Raw genomic sequence first — 16608 nt, 5'->3', positions numbered from 1 at the left:
TGCCGGTCCGCACGGATACCGGTCAGCCGGCGGCGAGGTCCCCGGCGTGCCCGGTGTGCAGGTGCACGTGCGGCGGGTGGGTCAGGATGTCGACCACCCGGATGCCGTCCTCGATCACGATGGTGCGGTGGTCCCGCGGCGTGGTGCCGATCGTCGCGACGGCTCCCGCCACCGCCGCCAGCGCGGCCAGCCCGAGCACCGCGACCAGGATCCGGCCGGCCACCGTCGTCGTCATCGTGCACTCCCTCGTCCCCGGTCGGGGTCCCGCTGCCCCGGCTGGTCCCACGGTGCCGGTCCGGCAGCCGCGCCGGCGTCCGCCGTCGGGAGGTCGGGAGGGACGACACCGCCGTCCGGTGATCGGTGGACGGGTGCCGTCGCGCCGGCAGCGGGAGGACCCGGCGGCGCCGGGTCCATCCGCTGCGGACCGGGACCTCGGCGTGATCGGACGGGACGCCGGTCGCAGCCCCGCCGGTCGCAGCCCCGCCGGTACCCGCCCCGACTCCACCGGACGTGACGGGAGGGTCAGACGCGGGCGCCGTCGTCCCAGCCGGTGCCGTCGCCGGGATCGGCGGAGTGCGCCCGCAGTCCCAGGACCAGCAGGACGACGCCGCAGACCACGGTGACCAGGCCGAGCACCAGTACGGCGTCCGGGGCGATGGCGAACCACCCGGGCCGGGCGAGCAGCACGATGCCGGCCGTCATCAGCAGCAGGGCGGCGACGGTGCGCCGCCGCGGCCGCGGGAGCGGCGGCGGATCCGGCGGGACGTAGTGCTCCTCGTCCGCGGCGTAGGCGGCGGCGCGGGCCGCCCGCTCGGCCTCGAACTCGGCGATCTCCGCCGCGCGGATCGCCTTGCGCAGCTCCCGTCGCCGCCGGCGCTCGGCCGCGCGCTCGTCCTGCTCCGGTGACGCACCGGCGCCGGCCCGGTCCGCCGCACCGCCGGGCCGGTCGCCGGGCGCGGGTGGGAGGCCAGGAGCGGCGGTGGGCGGGGCGGACAGGGCGGCGCCGGCCGGAGCGGCGGCGGCGCCGGCCGGCGGCCCGGCGGAGAACTGCGCGACGATCGCCTCGAACCGCAGGCGGACGTCCTCGTCGCTCGCGCCGTCCAGGGGGTCGCGGCCGGCACCGGCGGCCGTCACCGGCGCAGTCCTGCCGGGCGCGGGGCAGAGGTCATCGGAGCTGCTTCTCCACGAGGGACGGGAGGCGGGTTCGGGTGGCGGAGCTGGGCGGTGTCGGTGGGTCCGGGGGAGCGGTGGGCGGGACGGAACCGGGCGGGTGCCGCGGTGCTCCGACGCGTCGGCGTCCATGGTGACATGCCGCGGCGCGCGGGCAGCCTGATGACCGGGACCGACCCCCGGCGGTACGGTTGACCCCACTTCCTCACCGATCGCTCACCGCCGAGCAGGGCTGCCCGCGCGGTGGGAAGGGGCGCGCCGCGGTGCTGTACAACCTGTGCAAGTACGTGCTGTTGGGACCGCTGCTGCGGCTCTCCTTCCCGGCCACCGTCATCGGTGCGGAGAACGTCCCGGACAAGGGCGGCGTGCTGCTGGTGGGCAACCACCTGTCCGTGGCCGACTCGTTCCTCGCGCCCCTCTACATCAAGCGCAAGGTGACGTTCCTGGCCAAGAGCGAGTACTTCACCGAGAAGGGCCTCAAGGGTCGCTTCAAGAAGTGGTTCTTCAGCGGTGTCGGGCAGGTCCCGATCGACCGGGGCGGTGCGTCGGCCGCGCACGACGCCCTGATGACCGGCGTCCGGCTGCTGCGCGAGGGCAAGGCGCTGGGCATCTACCCCGAGGGCACCCGGTCGCCCGACGGTCGGCTCTACAAGGGCAAGACCGGGGTGGCCCGGATGGCGCTGGAGGCCCGCGTCCCGGTCGTCCCGATGGTCACCATCGGCACCGACAAGGTGAACCCGATCGGCTCGAAGATGTGGCGCCCGCACCGCATCCAGGTCACCTTCGGCCGGCCGTTGGACTTCTCCCGGTACGAGGGCATGGCGGGGGACCGGTTCGTCGAGCGGTCGATGACCGACGAGATCATGTACCGGATCATGGAGCTGTCCCACCAGGAGTACGTCGACGTCTATGCCGCCAAGGTCAAGGCCGACCTGGCCGCCGGTCGCGGTGGCCAGGTCACCCCGCTGGTGGAGGGACGCGGCCCCGGCACGGTGACCCGGATGCCGGGTCGCAAGGCCGGCTGACGCGCCGGTGGTGCCACAGCCGCCGACCGGACCGGTGGCGCGGTACTTCTACGACTGCGAGTTCATCGAGGACGGACGCACCATCGAGCTGGTCTCGATCGGCGTCGCCGCCGAGGACGGCCGTGAGTACTACGCCGTCTCGACGGAGTTCGACCCGGGTCGGGCGGGCACGTGGGTGCGCCGCAACGTCATCGACAAGCTGCCGGGCCCGGCCGACCGGGCCTGGCGCTCGCGGGCGACGATCCGCGACGAGCTGCTCGACTTCTTCACCGCGCCCGGCCTGCCCGTCGAGCTGTGGGCCTGGTACGCCGCCTACGACCACGTGGTGCTGGCCCAGCTGTGGGGTGCCATGCCGGCGCTGCCGCGCGAGATCCCGAAGCTGACCCGGGAGATCCGCCAGCACTGGGAGGCCGCAGGCTGCCCGCCCATTCCGGAGGCCGGCCGGGACCGGCACGACGCGCTCGCCGACGCCCGGCTGGGCCGGGCGCGCTGGCTGGCCGCCGAGCGGGCGCGTACCCGGCCTCGCTGACTCACCGCAGCGCGGCGGATGTGGAGGATGCCGCCCGGTCCCGCCCGGTCCCGCCCGGTGCCGCAGGGTGCCTCCCGGTGGCGCGGGGTGCGCGCCGTCACGGTGGCGCCCGCCGGTCCGCGGAGCAAATACCCTGGACCGGTGAACTGGACCGTCGACGTCCCGGCCGAGGAATGGCCGGACCTGCCACCCCTGCCCCCGGCGTTGCGCAGCCGCCTCGACCGGGCCCTGTCGCTGCCGGCGGCCCAGCAGCCGCGGTGGCCGGACCAGGGCGCCGTCGCCTCCGTGCGCAAGGTCCTGGAGGCCGTGCCGCCGGTGACGGTGCCCCGCGAGGTCGACCGGCTGCACGACCAGCTGGCCGACGTGGCCAAGGGGCGCGCATTCCTGCTGCAGGGCGGCGACTGCGCCGAGACGTTCGCGGCGAACACCGAGCCGCACATCCGCGGCAACATCCGCACGCTGCTGCAGATGGCCGTCGTGCTCACCTACGGCTCCTCGATGCCGGTGGTGAAGGTGGCCCGGATCGCCGGCCAGTACGCCAAGCCGCGCTCGTCCGAGCTGGACGCCCTGGGCCTGCCCTCCTACCGGGGCGACATCATCAACTCCCTCGACACCCGCCCCGAGGCCCGGGTGCCGGACCCGTCGCGGATGGTCCGGGCCTACGCGAACGCCTCCGCCGCCATGAACCTGGTGCGCGCGGTGACCGGCGCCGGGATGGGCGACCTGGCCAGCGTCCACCAGTGGAACCAGGAGTTCGTCCGGACGTCCCGCGCCGGCGAGCGGTACGAGCGGGTTGCCGCCGAGATCGACCGGGCCATGCGGTTCATGGCGGCCTGCGGCGTCGACTCGCACAGCCTGCACTCGGTGGAGATCTTCGCCAGCCACGAGGCGCTGCTGCTGGACTACGAGCGCGCCATGCTGCGACTGGACCTGGAGGACCGGAACCCGGGCGGCGCCGAGAAGCTGTACGACCTGTCCGGCCACTTCCTGTGGATCGGCGAGCGCACCCGCCAGCTGGACGGCGCGCATATCGCGTTCGCCGAGATCCTGGCCAACCCGATCGGGCTGAAGATCGGCCCCGGCACGACGCCGGAGCAGGCGGTCGAGTATGTCGAGCGGCTGGACCCGCACCACCAGCCGGGCCGGCTGACCCTGGTGTCCCGGATGGGCAACGGCAAGGTCCGCGACGTGCTGCCGCCGATCATCGAGAAGGTCGAGGCGTCCGGCCACCGGGTGATCTGGCAGTGCGACCCCATGCACGGCAACACCCACGAGGCGTCGACCGGCTACAAGACGCGGCACTTCGACCGGATCGTCGACGAGGTGCAGGGCTTCTTCGAGGTGCACCGCGACCTGGGCACCCATCCCGGCGGGCTGCACGTCGAGCTGACCGGCGAGGACGTCACCGAGTGCCTCGGCGGTGCGCAGGAGATCAGCGACGAGGACCTGGCCGGCCGCTACGAGACCGCCTGCGACCCGCGGCTGAACACGCAGCAGTCGCTGGAGCTGGCGTTCCTGGTCGCCGAGATGCTGCGCTCGTGACGGTGGTCCGGACCCTGCCGAGGGCGGCGGCCGCGAGCCCGAGGGTGGCGACGTGCGGCTGCGGCTGACCGCCACCGGCCGGGCGACCCCGGACGTCGCGTGGGAGCGGTACGCCCGGCCGGCACTGTGGCCGACCTGGTCGCCGCAGATCGTGTCCGTCGACTACCCGGCGGCGCGGCTGGTGGCCGGCACGTCGGGCACGGTGCACGGCTGGTTCGGGCTGCGCCTGTCGTTCACCGTCGACGAGGTCGACGTGGCGGCCAGGACGTGGGCGTGGACCGTCCGCGCCCCCCTGGGCATCACGCTCCGCCTGCACCACGGCGTGAGCGCCCGGCCGGCACCGTCCCGGTCGGGCGGGACGGGAGCGGGCGCACCCGGCAGCCGCACGGAGCTCGAGTCGGACGGCTTCGCGCCGGTCGTCCTGGCGTACGCGCCGCTGGCGCAGATCGCGTTGCAGCGGCTCGTCACACCCTGATCGCACGGCCCGTCAGGCCGGCGTCGCGTAGACGACGATGTTGTCCTGGTAGCTGCGCTGCGCCGCGTCGAACGGCCCGCCGCAGCTGATGAGCACCAGCCGCGGCCGGCCCTGCTGGTCCCACAGGTCCGCCGGCAGTCCCTGGCTCTTGACGTAGACGTGCCGTGCCTGGACGACGTAGGCGACCTCGGCGCCATTGGCGGTCGTGACCGTGATCCGGTCGCCCGGGCCGAGCTCGCCGAGCCGGTACAGCGCGCCCGGCCCCTGCACCGCGGAGTCGATGTGACCGGCGAGCACCGTCGAGCCGCGGGCCGCGCCGGGGACGGCGCTGTAGAGCCACCACCCGACCGTCCCGACGTTCTCCGGGATCTGCAGCACGCCGTCCTTGCTGACGATCGGGGCGACGTCGGCGGTGACGCCCAGGCGGGGCAGTTGCAACGTGGCCGGCGGACCCGACGGAACCGCCGGAGCAGCCGGAGTCGTGCCACGGGCCCCCGTGGTCGGCACCGCGGTCGAGCGGTGGGCTGCTCCGGTGGCCGTGGATCCGGCGGCGGGGGGCGCCACGGCGGCGCCGGTCGCCGCCGCGGGACCGGCGCCGACCGGTGTCGGTGTCGCGGTCGATGTCGATGCCGGGCCGGGACCCACGACGGACGGGACGCCGGCGTCGCCTGCCGTGGCGCCGGTCCCGGCGGGGTCCGCTGCGGCGGCGCTGCTGGCACCGGTGGCCGGCGAACCCGCCAGCGGCACCACCCCGGCGTCGGTCACCGCGGGCCGGTTCCGCGCCACCAGGATGAAGGTGGCCCCCAGCAGCAGCGCGCCGATGACGATCAGGACCAGCGGCAGCTGCGACGGGCCGGGCGGCGCCGGTCGGCGACGGCGCACGGCCGGACGGCGGCCGGCGCGGGCGCCGCGGGCGGAGTGGCCGGCATGGCCGGCGTGGCCGGCATGGCCGGCATGGCCGGCAGGCTGGAGCGGACGGGCGCTGCGCCGTGCGGTCCAGGACGGCGCCGGATCCGGATCCGGAACCGGATCCCGAAGGGACCGTCCGGTCCCGTTGCGGGTGCGGTTCAGCCTGCTGGCGGGCGGGAGGTCAGGCCCGGCGGCCAGGACGTCCCAGCCGGACGCGGGGGCGCCCGGCGGGAGGACGGCGCCGCGATCGGGCCGCGCCGGACCGGTCCACGACCGCGGCGACCTGGCCGACGGGGCCGACGGGCGCCCGGCCCGGGACGGCCCCGGAGCCGCGGACGGCGGGACGGCGGCGGGCTGCCGGGACGGTGCCACACCTCGTGAGCGCACGGCGCCGGTGTCGGAGACCCGGGTCGCGGCACGACCGGCCGGCACCCGCCCGGTCGCCGGCGACGGCGTCCCCGTGCGCAGGGACGCCCGCGCGGCCGGGCCGGGGGCAGTGCCCCGACCCGGTCGCAGCTGGGTCCGCGGATCCGGACGCACGTCCGGCCGTCAGTGCTGCCGCTGCCGCCGGCGCAACCCGACGGCGCCCGCTCCGACCAGCACGACACCGGCGGCGCCGGCGGCGATCTCGAGGGCGACGGTGCTGTCGGAGGTCGGTGCGCCCTCGCCGCCGGAACCGGCCGGGACGGCGGTGGGCGTGTCCACCGTGGACGACGTCGTCGGGGCCACCGTCGACGACGAGGTCGACGTCGGCGCGGCCGCGTACTCGATCGCCGCTGCGCCGGCGTAGGTCAACGTCGTCGCCGGGTCCTGCGACTCCGCGGCGATGGCGATCTTGCCGGCGCCACCCGCCGGCACGGCCGGCACGGTGATGGTGACGCTGAACGCTCCGGACGCGTCCGTCTTCGTGGTTGCCAGCACCTGCGAGACCTTGGCCGCGGTGACCACGCCGACCTTGACCTCCAGCACCGGCGTCGGCTTCGCCGGGTTGCCCTGCGCCGCGCAGCCGGAGAAGTTCTGCCCGGAGACGGTGACCTGGCCGCCGGCCGCGGCCGACGACGGGCTCACCGCCAGCACCGGGACCTTGCAGTCCGGCGACGGCTGCGCCGGTGCCGCGGCGTTCGCAGCGCCGCCTCCCCACAGCAGCACCGCCGCGACGGATCCCGCCAACGCTGCCCCTCGGACGACCGTGAACCGGCCCATGACCACACCCCTCGAGAGTCCCCTCCGGCGTGATCGCCGGGCAGGCGGAACATAGCCGCCCGATCCGCTCAACACTCGACCTCAGGTTGAGACACGCCGACGGACGTCGATCCGGCCCCGTTCCGACCCCGTGTCGGGCGATCGGCTCCACGGCAACCCCCGCCGACGGTGCCGCGCCGTCAGGCCGGCTGGCGGGAACGGGTGGCGGCCCGGCGGGCCTCTCGATGGGCGGCGGCGTAGTGCGCGCGGACGTGGTCGGGGATCCGGCCCCGGCTGGCGATCCGGAAGCCGTTGTCCGTGGCCCAGATGCGGATGGCGACGAGGTCCGCTGCCGAGGCCGGTGGGGCCGGTGCGCGAACCACGGGGGTCACCCGCGACATCGGCCGACCGCGGTGGTCGCGGCCGGTGTCGTCCCGCCGGCGAGCATGCAGGACGAACTCGGCGAGCGCACCGCGCAGGGCCTCGGCGTTCCGCGGGCTCAGGTCGATCTCGAAGGAGCTGCCGTCCAGCTGGAACCGGACCGTCTCGGCAGCCGGCGTGCCGTCGATGTCGTCGCTCTTCGTGGTCGTCGTCCTCACCACCATGACGTCACCCCACCGTTCTCCCGCCGCCGCCCCTGTCGCTCTGTCCCCGGGACGCATCTGCGACCGCTGCGCCGAGGTCGTCCGGGCGCGCTCCGGAGGTGAGCTGGCGCCGCGGTGCACCGACGGTTCGCTGTCCCGGGGCGCGGCAGGGTCCCTCGGTGGACAGGCATCGCCCGGAATGCCCTTCGGGTACCAGGTCTCAGGTGGACGGTCCGGCGGGACGAGGCCGTGGACGTCACTCGCCTGCCGGCACGGGACGCGTCGGGCAGGGCGTCGACTCGTGTCCGGGCCGATCCGTGCACCCCTTCGATTGTCGTCGGCCAGGGCGCACCGGCAACTCGGGATGACAAGCAATCGGAGTGCGACCGTTCTGTTCCGTCGGGTGACGAGAACCCTGCTCCGCTCGGGGTTCTCGACCGTCCATCGACCGACGCCGCCCCGTCGCCCGGTTCTACGGTGCGGTCCGCGGTGACCGGGTGCGGGGTGGACGCGCGGACGGGTGTGCGCGCCTCAGCGGGGCGGCTGCGTCACCGGGAACACCAGGTGGGTGACCCGCTCCGCCCGGATGCAGGTCGTGGGATCGCCCAGCAGCACGTCGCGGTGCCGGAGCTCGCCGAAGAACGGCCGGCCACCGCCCAGGACGACCGGGACCAGATCGACGGCGACCTCGTCGAGCAGACCCAGGTCCAGGCACTGGGTGGCGACGGTGCCGGCGGCGACCGCCACGATCCGGTCGCCGGCCAGGGCCTGCGCCTGCTCGACGGCTGCGCGGATCCCGTCGGTCACGAAGGTGAACGGGGCATCCGGATGTGCCGCGATCCAGTCGTCCGGTCGCCGGTGGGTGACGACGACGACCGGCACGTCCATGGTGTGCCGCCCGTTCCAACCGTCGGTGACGTCGAAGAGGACGCGTCCGCAGACCAGAGCACCCAGCTGCGACGTCCACCGCTGCCAGTACCCGGCACTGGTCTCGGTGAGGTGGAAGGTCAGACCGGGTGTCACGGTCGGCACCGTCACCGGACCGACGTCGTACCAGTCGAAGAGATGGCCGATCCCGTTGTCCGCGGTCGCGATGTACCCGTCCAGCGACATGGTGGCGGCCGCCACGACCTTGCCCATCCTGTCCTCCGATCGGTCGGCACCTGGGGAGTGACCGGCCCGCATGGCGCGGGACCGGGTGGGGCGGGAACGACGGTCAGGGTCCCACCGCGCGGGGCGGCGTGCACCTCGGGCCGGGGGAGGGCCACCGCGGACCGGCACGGCGGGTTGTCGTCGTCGGTTGACGTCGTCCGTTGACGCCGTTGGTTGGCGCAGCCCGAAGGTGCAGCCCGCTGGCGCAGCCGTGCGCGGGCCCGGACGGGACCCAGGTCTATGGACCGCGTCGGGACGAGGCACGGACGATGATCCGTGCCGTCCCGGGCGTCCGGCGGCGTTCCGCCACCGCCGTGCCGTCAGGGGAGACCGCAATGCCCACACCGCATCCCGTGCGAACGGTGGGGACGGGACGCCGGCTCGTCGCCGGTACCACCGCTGCGTGCGCCGTGCTGCTGATCCGCCTGCACCAGCGGGACCGGCACGGACGCGGCCGGCACGAGGACGTCGGCGACGGGCACGACCTCGGGTGCCGCACCCAGGTCGTCCGCCACGTCCGCGTCGTCCGCTACGTCCGCGTCGACCACGGCGGCCACCTCATCCACAGCGGTGAGCTCGTCGACGATGTCGACCGCAGCCACCACCGCGACGTCCGGGGCGTTGCCGCGCCCGCGGCTGCCGCTGGACGCGGCGGCGCTCAAGGCCCAGTTCGCCGAGCCGGCGGCCAGCAGGCGGATCCCCGACGCGGCCATGCTGATCCGGACGCCGGACGGCGATGTGACCGCCACCTACGGCGTCACCGCGCTGGGCGGACGGACACCGGTGTCGTTTGATGCAGACGTCGTTCCCGGCGACGGACGACGCGTCGCTGCCCGCGCCGTACTCCCGCGGGTACATGTACACGGACAACCTCCGCACCATGGCGACGGCCGAGCTGCCGGGCGACCTGCTCGCCCAGGCGCGGACCGGAAAGCTGCGACCGGACGACCAGACCGACGCCAACCCGTCCTGGGGATGGGCTGCCGGGGCGGGTATCTCGACGATCGGCGACCTGGCGACCTGGGTCGAAGCGCTCGGGGGGGACGTACGCCGCTGCTGGACCCCGCCCTGCAGCGGCGGCGGATGGACAGCGTCATCGACGTGCCGATCGCGCTACCGGGTTCCGGGTACGGCTGGGGGATCGCCAGGATCGGCCCGCAGTTCTACGGGCACACCGGTGAGCTGCCCGGCTACAACTCCTACATGGGTCACGACCCGGTCGACAAGGCCACCGTGGTGGTCTGGTCGAACCTGGCGCCCGGCGCCGACGGGAAGTCCCCGGCCTCGGTGATCGCCGCGGGGCTCATCGACCGCATGTACGGCACCACCAACGGCAGCTGACGTGCGGTATGCGGCACCCGCTGCTGAAGCCGGCTTCCCGGCAGTGCCGAAGAGTCTGCGCGGGTCGGTCCCGCCCCGGGTCGATGTGCCGGCGTCGACGCTCCGCCCCCGCACCTGCGGGCCCTCTCACGCCGAGCGTCGGCGCGCCGGCAGCGGTGACCGCGGGCTCCTCTCGTCGACGTCGGCGGCGACCCCGACATCGCCGCCGGCGTCGACGACCTGCGCGCCGACGACCTGCGCGTCCGAGGACGGCAGCGGCGCAGCCGTCAGTCCTGGGTCGCGGTGACCGGCAGTGGATCGGGCACGGTGAGCTCGGTCGGGCGCAGGACCGGCGGCCGCGGCCGGTCGTCAGGCTGGGCCCGGGCGAGCTCCGCGGTCGCGTCCGGGCCCTGCTGGGACACCGGGAGCTGCACCGACAGTCGGGTGCCGCCACCGGCCGGGCTGTCCAGCGTGAGGCTGCCGCCCAGCACGTCGACCCGGTCGGCGAGACCGCGCAGGCCGGTCCCGTGGTCGCGGGACGCGCCGCCCCTGCCGTCGTCCCGGACGTCCACCAGCAGGTTTCCGCCCACCAGCTCCAGGCGCACGACCACCTTCGACGCCGCCGCGTGCTTCACCACGTTGGTCAGGGCCTCCGCCACGACGAAGTAGGCGGTGCTCGCGACGGGCGTCGGCAACGGCTCGACGTCCCCGAGGACGAGCTCCGCCGGTACCGGCAACCGGTCGACGAGGTCCTCGGCGGCGAGCCCGAGACCGCGTTCGAGCAGCGACGAGGGCATGACCGCGTGCACCAGCGACCGCAGCTCCGCGGCGGCCGCGTCGATCCCGCGGCGCAGGTCGGTCGCCCCGGTCCGGTGCGCGGAGGTGGCGCCCGGTTGGTGGGCGAGCTGCTGTGCCTGGATGGCCAGCAGCACGAGGGTGACCTGCAGCCCGTCGTGCAGGTCCTGCGCGATGCGGCGACGCTCCCGGTCGGCCGTCTCCACCAGCCGCTCCCGGGACCGGCGCAGCGACTGCTCCGAGGCGCGCAGGGCCGCGGTCAACCGTTCCCGCTCGACGCCCAGCGCCACCACCCGCCCGGCCGCCCGGACCAGCTCCGGGTCGGCGATCAGCTCGGAGTCGTAGACGATCGCGGCGATCACCTCGCCGGAGAGCTCGACCGGGACGGCCGCCCGGGTGTCCCCGGGTGCGGGCAGGCCGACCGGTCGACCGGCGGAGTCGACCCAGTCGAGCCGGCCGGGCACGCGGAACGCGATCTCCAGCAACGGATCACCGAGGACGGCGGCCAGCGCCGCGGACAACCCGGATCGTTCCGCCGTCGGCGCGCTCAGCCAGGAGGACAGCTCCTCCACCTCGCCGGTCCGCGCAAAGCCGCCGAGCAGCACCGCCAGGGCGAACGCGACGGGAACTCCGCTGATCGCGACCAGCTGGCTCACCCCGATCGCGAACGGCGACCAGTCGAACCACCGGGAGAACAGGTTGGGCGACAACGGGATGAACAGCACCGCGAGGACGCCGTAGCCGAACAGCGGGACCAGGATCCGGCGCTGCCAGGGCTTCGCCCGGCGCAGCCGCACGACCAGCACCACCGCGGTCACTGCCATCACCAGCGCCCCGGCGTACCGCTGGATCTCGATCCCCGTCCGCAGCAGGTCGGGCCGGTCGGCGACGAACAGCGGCAGCGCGGACATCCGGGCGTCGAACGCGTAGAGCGGGAACTGGAGCACCAGGGTGACGACGTAGCCGGCGGCGACCACGGCCCAGGGCAGTGCGCGCCGCAGCCGGCCGGACGGGAAGGCCAGCAGCAGGTGGACCACCACGGCCAGCGGCAGTGTCCCGGCAGCCGTCCCGAGTGCCGCCAGTAGCGGTGCCGCCGTGGAACCGACGAGCAGCAGCGACACCGAGACGCCGCCCCACACGATCAGCGCACCCATCCCGTTGCTGGGCCGCCGCCACCAGGCCACACACCCGGCGACGAAGTACAGCCAGCAGACCGCCGTGTAGCCCCAATAGGCCCAGGGCGGCGAGTCCGGATGGACGAGCAGGATGGCCAGCAGCACCCCGGTGCCGCCGACCAGGCCGCCGCACAGCCAGATCAGGCTCCGGCGCAGCGATCTGGCCAGCGCGGGCCGGGCCGTCCGTACCGGCGCGGCACGCACTTCGTCCGCCACCTCGTCCGTCACCTACTGGGCCAGGTACTTCAGGACGGCCAGGACCCGGCGGTGGGCGTCGTCGTCCACGGCGATGCCGAGGGCGTCGTAGATCCGCGAGGTGTGCTGCACGACCGCCTTTTCCGTGATGTGCAGTTCCGTGCCGATCGCGAGATTGCTGCGTCCCTCGGCCACCAGCTTCAGGACCTCCCGCTGCCGCGGCGTGAGCCGGCCGATCGCCGTCCCGTCCCGGTCCGCCCGGGCCACCATGATCTCCACGACCTCGGGGTCGATGACGGCGCCGCCGGCGTGCACGCGGCGCAGGTCCGCGCAGAACGTGTCGACGTCCGCGATCCGCTGCTTGAGCAGGTAGCCGATGCCCCTGCGCTTCTCGCCGAGCAGCTCGACGGCGTACCGGCGCTGCACGTGCTGGGACAGCACCACCACCGACATCGACGGGTAGATCCGGGCCAGTTGCAGCGCGGCTGCCATGCCCTCGTCGGTGTGCGTCGGCGGCATACGGACGTCGGTGATCACCATGTCGGGTTCGTGCACCGCCGCCAGGCGCACCAGGCCGGCGGCGTCGGCGGCCGTCCCGGCCACCAGGAAGCCGGCGTCCTGGAGGATCAGGGTCAACCCGCGCCGCAGCAGCGCCTCGTCCTCCCCGATCACCACCTGCACCGGCGCACCTGCCTCGTCGAGCCGACCCGGGTCCTCGCGCCCCGGCGCGCGCTGCGGGACAGCATGCGGCAGGCGCGGCCGTTCGCCAATAGACCCAGGTCGCGTGCCGGTCGCCGGAGGGCCCGCCCGGGTCCGGTCGACGGGCGCGCCGCCGGTGCGCCGTGGCGGACTGGCGACCCAGGTCCATGGACCGCGCTCCCGGCCGTTCCTAGGTTGACCTGCGGACCGCTCCACCACCCGCGGCACCGCCGCCGACAGACAGGCATCGACAGATGACCGCAGCAGTTCGTACCCGCCCGGGCCTGGTGGTCCTCGTCGTCGTGCTGGTCGTCCTCGGGGCGATCGGCTTCTTCGTTACCGGCATCGTCGCGATGTCCGCCCACGGCGGGGTCTCGGTCGTCGGTGTGTTGATGATCCTGCTCGGCCTGGTCTACCTCGCCGTGGCGAAGGGCCTGGCCGACGGCAACCGCCTCGCCTGCGCCGTCGTCACGGTCGTCGCCGTGCTGCAGATCCTGGCGACCGTCCTCGGCTGGATCCTGCGCGACCAGCAGTACCAGGACTCGCGCGGACCGGGGACCGGGTCCGCGGTGGTGGCGGTCGTCATCCTGATCTGCCTGTACACCCCCAAGGCCAGCGCGTACTTCCAGCGCTCCGCCTGATCCGCCGCGCGGCCGGCCGGATCCCGTCACGGCAGGGCCGGATCGGGGCGCCACCGGAACGGATCGTCCAGGCCGGCCGGCCGTGCCGCCAGCACGCACCGGAGCACGCCGTCCGGGTCACAGCCGTACGGTCCGGCGCTCCAGGCGTTGTTCGCCTCGAGCAGGACGAACCGGCCGTCGTCGAGCCGCGCCACGTCCAGCGCGGCCGCCGGCGGCACCGCCGCGTCCGGCAGGTCCCGCAGCAGCCCGGCGGCCCAGGCGGCGGCCTCGACGTGGAACGACGCCCGGTGCGTGTGCAGCAGCGGACTCCACGGTTCGTCCTGCACCCGGTAGGCCGACGCGGCCGCGACCTGCCGGTCGCAGCAGAACACCCGGTACTCGGAGTCGATCCGCAGCCACCCGGCCGTCACGAGCAGCTGCATGCCGGGGCCGGCTCCCACCGCCGCGACCGCGCGCGCCAGCTCACCGGGGTCGTGCATCCGCTGCGCCGGGAAGTCCGGGAGCTTGGCGTCGGCCGGCTTGACGAACCGGGGACCGCCGCGCAGTTCCGCGGCCGCCGTCGCCGGGTCGCACAGCATCCACCGGCGGCCGGTCACGGCGGCGTCCAGACCGGCGAACCAGGCCGGGGTGGGGCCGGCGAGCTCCACCGGAGCGCCACGGGACAGCGCCGCGGCCACCAGGCCGCCGGGGGCACGGATCGCCGTCCGCTCCGCGGCGCCGGCGGACAGCGCGCGGACCACGGACTCCGGGTCCGCGGTGACGGGCACCACCGCGAGGTGGAGCCGCTCCGCGGCGGCGGCCAGCGCCGCGGCGGTGTCGGCGTGCCGGGCGTACAGCACCAGCCGGTCCACGTCCACGTCAGTGCGCCCGGCGGTCGAGCAGGGTCGCGGCCGCGACGTCGGGCGCGTCGTCCGGATCGGTCCCCACGTCCGGCAGCACCCCGGTGCCCTCCCAGTTCCGCCCGGTGGCGGTGTCCACGACGAACGCCTCCGGCAGCAGTCCGCGGACCCGCCGGGTGAGGCGGACGGGCGTCACGTGGTCGGCGGCGCCCCGGGTCGGCGCGCCGACCACCGGCACCCCGCACCGCTGCTGCAGGTGGAAGGCCAGGGCCTCCGCGGACGAGTAGGTGCCCGGCCCGGTGAGCACGGCCAGGGGGGTCTCGGGCGACAGCGCCCGCGCGGCCGAGCGGCCGGCGGTCCACCACTGGCGCGTCCGGTCGCGGTACCGGACGTCGCTGATGTGGGTGGGCACCGGGCCGATCACCCAGTCCAGCAGGTGGGCGACGGTCGCCGGGTCACCGCCGCCGTTGCGCCGCAGGTCGAGGACCGCGCCGGCGGCACCGCGGACCAGATCCGCGGCGGCGTCCAGGTACGGCGCGGCCAGGTGGGCCGCGTCGAGCCCGTCGATGCGCAGCACCGCGATCCCGTCCGGGCGCCGCACGACCGCCGCGACGCCCGAGGCCCGCCGGTGCACCGCCGCGTCCGGCTCCCGGGTCCAGCCCGGCGGGTCCCGGTCTGGCGCGGCTTCGGTGTCCTCGTGCACCAGCTCGACGTGCCGCGACCAGCGGTGCACCAGCGTCTCCAGCTGGCGGCAGACGAGCGGGTCGACCGGCCGGTCGTCGCCGGCGAAGGCCTCCCGGAGCGCGACGGCCGCGGCGGCGCCGCGGTCCGGGTCCGGCCAGAGCCGGTCGAACCACCGGACGAGCGCCGCCACCAGCTCGGACGTGGTGCCCGGCACCGGCTCGCTGCGCACCCCGGTTCCTCCAGTCGTCGGCCGGGCTCCGGTCACCCGCCGGTGCGGACCGCCGGACGGCGCGGGCGCCGGCGGCAGCGGTCACCCGGGCGACTGACCGGACGCCGGGTGCAGCGATTGTCGGCCCCGGACGCCGGTCGGGCCACCGGTGTCAGCGGCTCGGCGCGAGCGGGCTGACCAGCTCGGCGGTGAAGACGCCCCGTGGATCCAGCCGGACGAGCCAGACCCGCACGTCCTTGGTGTTGTCATCCTTCTGCCGGACCCGCACCGCGGTGCCGTCAGGCGCGCCGACGCCGGCCACGGCCGTCATGCCGGCGCCGAGGTCCACGGTGAAGTGCACGTCGTCGACGAAGTCGGCCAGGCTGTGCGGTGTGTTGCCGCGCACCGCGACCACCGGGCACGGGCGTCCGGACGGAACCGGATCTGGGCTGCCGGCCATCGCGGTCACCTCTCCTCGGATCCGCCGCACGGTGCCGGCGGTCGGTGCCAGTGCCGCCACGGTACCTACAGGCATGTCGGACGGCATCACCCCCACGGGTCCCTCGCACCGTGTCCCGGCGTCGGCGCGACGACCGGCCAGGGGCGGCTCCGTTGGTGTGCCCGCCTAGCATGCCGCGATGGACAGCTACACCCGCGGCGACCTGACGTTCCCGGTGCTGGACCGGGGGCCGGACGACGGCCCGGTGACGGTGCTGCTGCACGGCTTCCCGCAGGACGCCCGTTCGTGGGACCGGGTGGTACCGGACCTGCACGCCGCCGGCCTCCGCACCCTGGCACCGGCGATGCGCGGCTACCCGGCCAGTGCCCGTCCGCGCAGGCGCCGGTCGTACGCCACCCGGGAGACGGTGGCCGACCTGGTGGCGCTGCTCGACGCAGCGGGCGTCGACGCCGCGCACGTCGTCGGGCACGACTGGGGCGGGGCGGTGGCCTGGGCCGCCGCCGGCTGGCACCCGGACCGGATCCGGTCGCTCACGGTGCTGTCGACGCCGCATCCGGCGGCCCTGGCCACGGCTTTGCTGCACAGCACGCAGGGTCTGCGGTCGTACTACATGGCCCTGTTCCAGCTCCCGTGGCTGCCGGAGCTGCTGGTCGGCCTCTCCCTGCGGCGGACGCTGCTGCGCTCCGGACTGCCGGCGGCGGACGCCGACCGGTACGTCGCACAGCTGGCCGACCGGGGCGCCCGGACCGGTGCGCTGGACTGGTACCGGGGGATGCCGTTCTCGCTGCGCGTCCCGGTTCCGGACGTCACCGTCCCGACCACCTACGTCTGGGGTCGGAGCGACTTCGCGCTCGGCCGGGCGGCCGCGGAGGCCACGGCCGGTCACGTCCGCGGGGAGTACCGCTTCCTCGAGCTCGCCGGCGGGCACTGGCTGCCGGAGACCCGGCCGGCCGACGTCGCCGCCGCCGTGCTGGCGCGGACCGGGAGCGTGCCGGGACCACGGTGACCGGCCCGCAGCGGCCTG

At 75.1% G+C, this 16608-nt stretch carries 19 protein-coding genes; 7 read left to right on the top strand and 12 right to left on the bottom strand.

From position 1 onward, the window contains the following. Positions 1 to 22 precede the first annotated feature (22 nt). Both IEY37_RS17515 and IEY37_RS17510 read right to left on the bottom strand, forming a co-directional pair. Positions 23 to 235, bottom strand: a complete 213-nt coding sequence (locus IEY37_RS17515; protein ID WP_188943897.1) for a hypothetical protein — start codon at positions 233 to 235, stop codon at positions 23 to 25. A gap of 287 nt (positions 236 to 522) precedes the next feature. Then, the gene (locus IEY37_RS17510) at positions 523 to 1134 is read right to left on the bottom strand and encodes a hypothetical protein (RefSeq protein ID WP_188943895.1); all 612 of its coding nucleotides are present in this window, start codon (positions 1132 to 1134) and stop codon (positions 523 to 525) included. Positions 1135 to 1433: 299 nt separating this feature from the next. Here IEY37_RS17510 and IEY37_RS17505 point away from each other — a divergent pair, with 299 nt between their 5' ends. The 4 genes from IEY37_RS17505 (at position 1434) to IEY37_RS17490 (ending at position 4741) form a co-directional block, all read left to right on the top strand. Continuing rightward, entirely contained in the window at positions 1434 to 2195 is a 762-nt protein-coding gene (locus IEY37_RS17505; protein WP_188943893.1) for a lysophospholipid acyltransferase family protein, read from the top strand. A gap of 10 nt (positions 2196 to 2205) precedes the next feature. Further along, positions 2206 to 2724 carry a polyadenylate-specific 3'-exoribonuclease AS gene (locus IEY37_RS17500; RefSeq protein ID WP_229674585.1) on the top strand — a complete coding sequence of 173 codons (519 nt, stop codon included), beginning with the start codon at positions 2206 to 2208 and terminating at the stop codon, positions 2722 to 2724. Positions 2725 to 2865: 141 nt separating this feature from the next. Next, entirely contained in the window at positions 2866 to 4266 is a 1401-nt protein-coding gene (locus IEY37_RS17495) for a class II 3-deoxy-7-phosphoheptulonate synthase (RefSeq protein ID WP_188943890.1), read from the top strand. 52 nt (positions 4267 to 4318) lie between these two features. Then, positions 4319 to 4741, top strand: coding sequence for an SRPBCC family protein (locus IEY37_RS17490; RefSeq protein ID WP_188943889.1), 423 nt, complete (start codon positions 4319 to 4321; stop codon positions 4739 to 4741). Positions 4742 to 4753: 12 nt separating this feature from the next. Here IEY37_RS17490 and IEY37_RS17485 read toward each other — a convergent pair whose 3' ends face one another. The 5 genes from IEY37_RS17485 to IEY37_RS17465 form a co-directional block, all read right to left on the bottom strand. Then, positions 4754 to 5623: a class F sortase gene (locus IEY37_RS17485; RefSeq protein ID WP_188943887.1), complete on the bottom strand. Its 870-nt coding sequence runs from the start codon at positions 5621 to 5623 to the stop codon at positions 4754 to 4756. A 576-nt stretch (positions 5624 to 6199) separates the two neighbouring features. Then, complete coding sequence (locus IEY37_RS17480) at positions 6200 to 6853, bottom strand: hypothetical protein (RefSeq protein WP_188943885.1); 654 nt, start codon at positions 6851 to 6853, stop codon at positions 6200 to 6202. Positions 6854 to 7032: 179 nt separating this feature from the next. Then, positions 7033 to 7437 carry a histone-like nucleoid-structuring protein Lsr2 gene (locus IEY37_RS17475; protein WP_188943883.1) on the bottom strand — a complete coding sequence of 135 codons (405 nt, stop codon included), beginning with the start codon at positions 7435 to 7437 and terminating at the stop codon, positions 7033 to 7035. Between the two features lie 510 nt (positions 7438 to 7947). Further along, positions 7948 to 8556: a dihydrofolate reductase family protein gene (locus IEY37_RS17470; protein ID WP_188943881.1), complete on the bottom strand. Its 609-nt coding sequence runs from the start codon at positions 8554 to 8556 to the stop codon at positions 7948 to 7950. Between the two features lie 332 nt (positions 8557 to 8888). Then, the gene (locus IEY37_RS17465) at positions 8889 to 9317 is read right to left on the bottom strand and encodes a hypothetical protein (protein ID WP_188943879.1); all 429 of its coding nucleotides are present in this window, start codon (positions 9315 to 9317) and stop codon (positions 8889 to 8891) included. Between the two features lie 334 nt (positions 9318 to 9651). On the opposite strand from IEY37_RS17465, the gene IEY37_RS22865 reads away from it, so the two are divergent. After that, positions 9652 to 9909 (top strand): serine hydrolase, encoded by a 258-nt coding sequence (locus IEY37_RS22865; RefSeq protein WP_188943877.1) that lies wholly within the window; start codon positions 9652 to 9654, stop codon positions 9907 to 9909. Between the two features lie 266 nt (positions 9910 to 10175). On the opposite strand, the gene IEY37_RS17455 is transcribed toward IEY37_RS22865, so the two are convergent. Together IEY37_RS17455 and IEY37_RS17450 are read right to left on the bottom strand one after the other, a co-directional pair. Then, positions 10176 to 12074, bottom strand: a complete 1899-nt coding sequence (locus IEY37_RS17455; RefSeq protein ID WP_188943875.1) for a sensor histidine kinase — start codon at positions 12072 to 12074, stop codon at positions 10176 to 10178. 12 nt (positions 12075 to 12086) lie between these two features. Next, complete coding sequence (locus tag IEY37_RS17450; RefSeq protein ID WP_188943873.1) at positions 12087 to 12734, bottom strand: response regulator; 648 nt, start codon at positions 12732 to 12734, stop codon at positions 12087 to 12089. 272 nt (positions 12735 to 13006) lie between these two features. Here IEY37_RS17450 and IEY37_RS17445 point away from each other — a divergent pair, with 272 nt between their 5' ends. After that, the gene (locus IEY37_RS17445; RefSeq protein ID WP_188943872.1) at positions 13007 to 13393 is read left to right on the top strand and encodes a hypothetical protein; all 387 of its coding nucleotides are present in this window, start codon (positions 13007 to 13009) and stop codon (positions 13391 to 13393) included. Positions 13394 to 13419: 26 nt separating this feature from the next. Here the strand turns inward: IEY37_RS17445 and IEY37_RS17440 are convergent, their stop codons facing one another. The 3 genes from IEY37_RS17440 to IEY37_RS17430 all read right to left on the bottom strand — a co-directional run bounded on the left by IEY37_RS17440 (position 13420) and on the right by IEY37_RS17430 (position 15530). After that, positions 13420 to 14250: an ATP-grasp domain-containing protein gene (locus IEY37_RS17440; protein ID WP_188943870.1), complete on the bottom strand. Its 831-nt coding sequence runs from the start codon at positions 14248 to 14250 to the stop codon at positions 13420 to 13422. 1 nt (position 14251) lies between these two features. Beyond that, a complete protein-coding gene (locus IEY37_RS17435) occupies positions 14252 to 15145 on the bottom strand; it encodes a S41 family peptidase (protein ID WP_188943868.1) in 894 nt (297 codons plus the stop codon). Positions 15146 to 15296: 151 nt separating this feature from the next. Next, positions 15297 to 15530: a hypothetical protein gene (locus IEY37_RS17430; protein ID WP_188943866.1), complete on the bottom strand. Its 234-nt coding sequence runs from the start codon at positions 15528 to 15530 to the stop codon at positions 15297 to 15299. 232 nt (positions 15531 to 15762) lie between these two features. On the opposite strand from IEY37_RS17430, the gene IEY37_RS17425 reads away from it, so the two are divergent. Beyond that, positions 15763 to 16590, top strand: coding sequence for an alpha/beta fold hydrolase (locus IEY37_RS17425; RefSeq protein WP_188943864.1), 828 nt, complete (start codon positions 15763 to 15765; stop codon positions 16588 to 16590). Positions 16591 to 16608 lie beyond the last annotated feature (18 nt).

Origin of the sequence: Nakamurella endophytica (assembly GCF_014646215.1) — a bacterium.
Lineage (GTDB): Bacteria > Actinomycetota > Actinomycetes > Mycobacteriales > Nakamurellaceae > Nakamurella > Nakamurella endophytica.
Note: the sequence above shows the minus strand (reverse complement) of the source record. Positions and strands in the feature narration are given on the sequence as shown.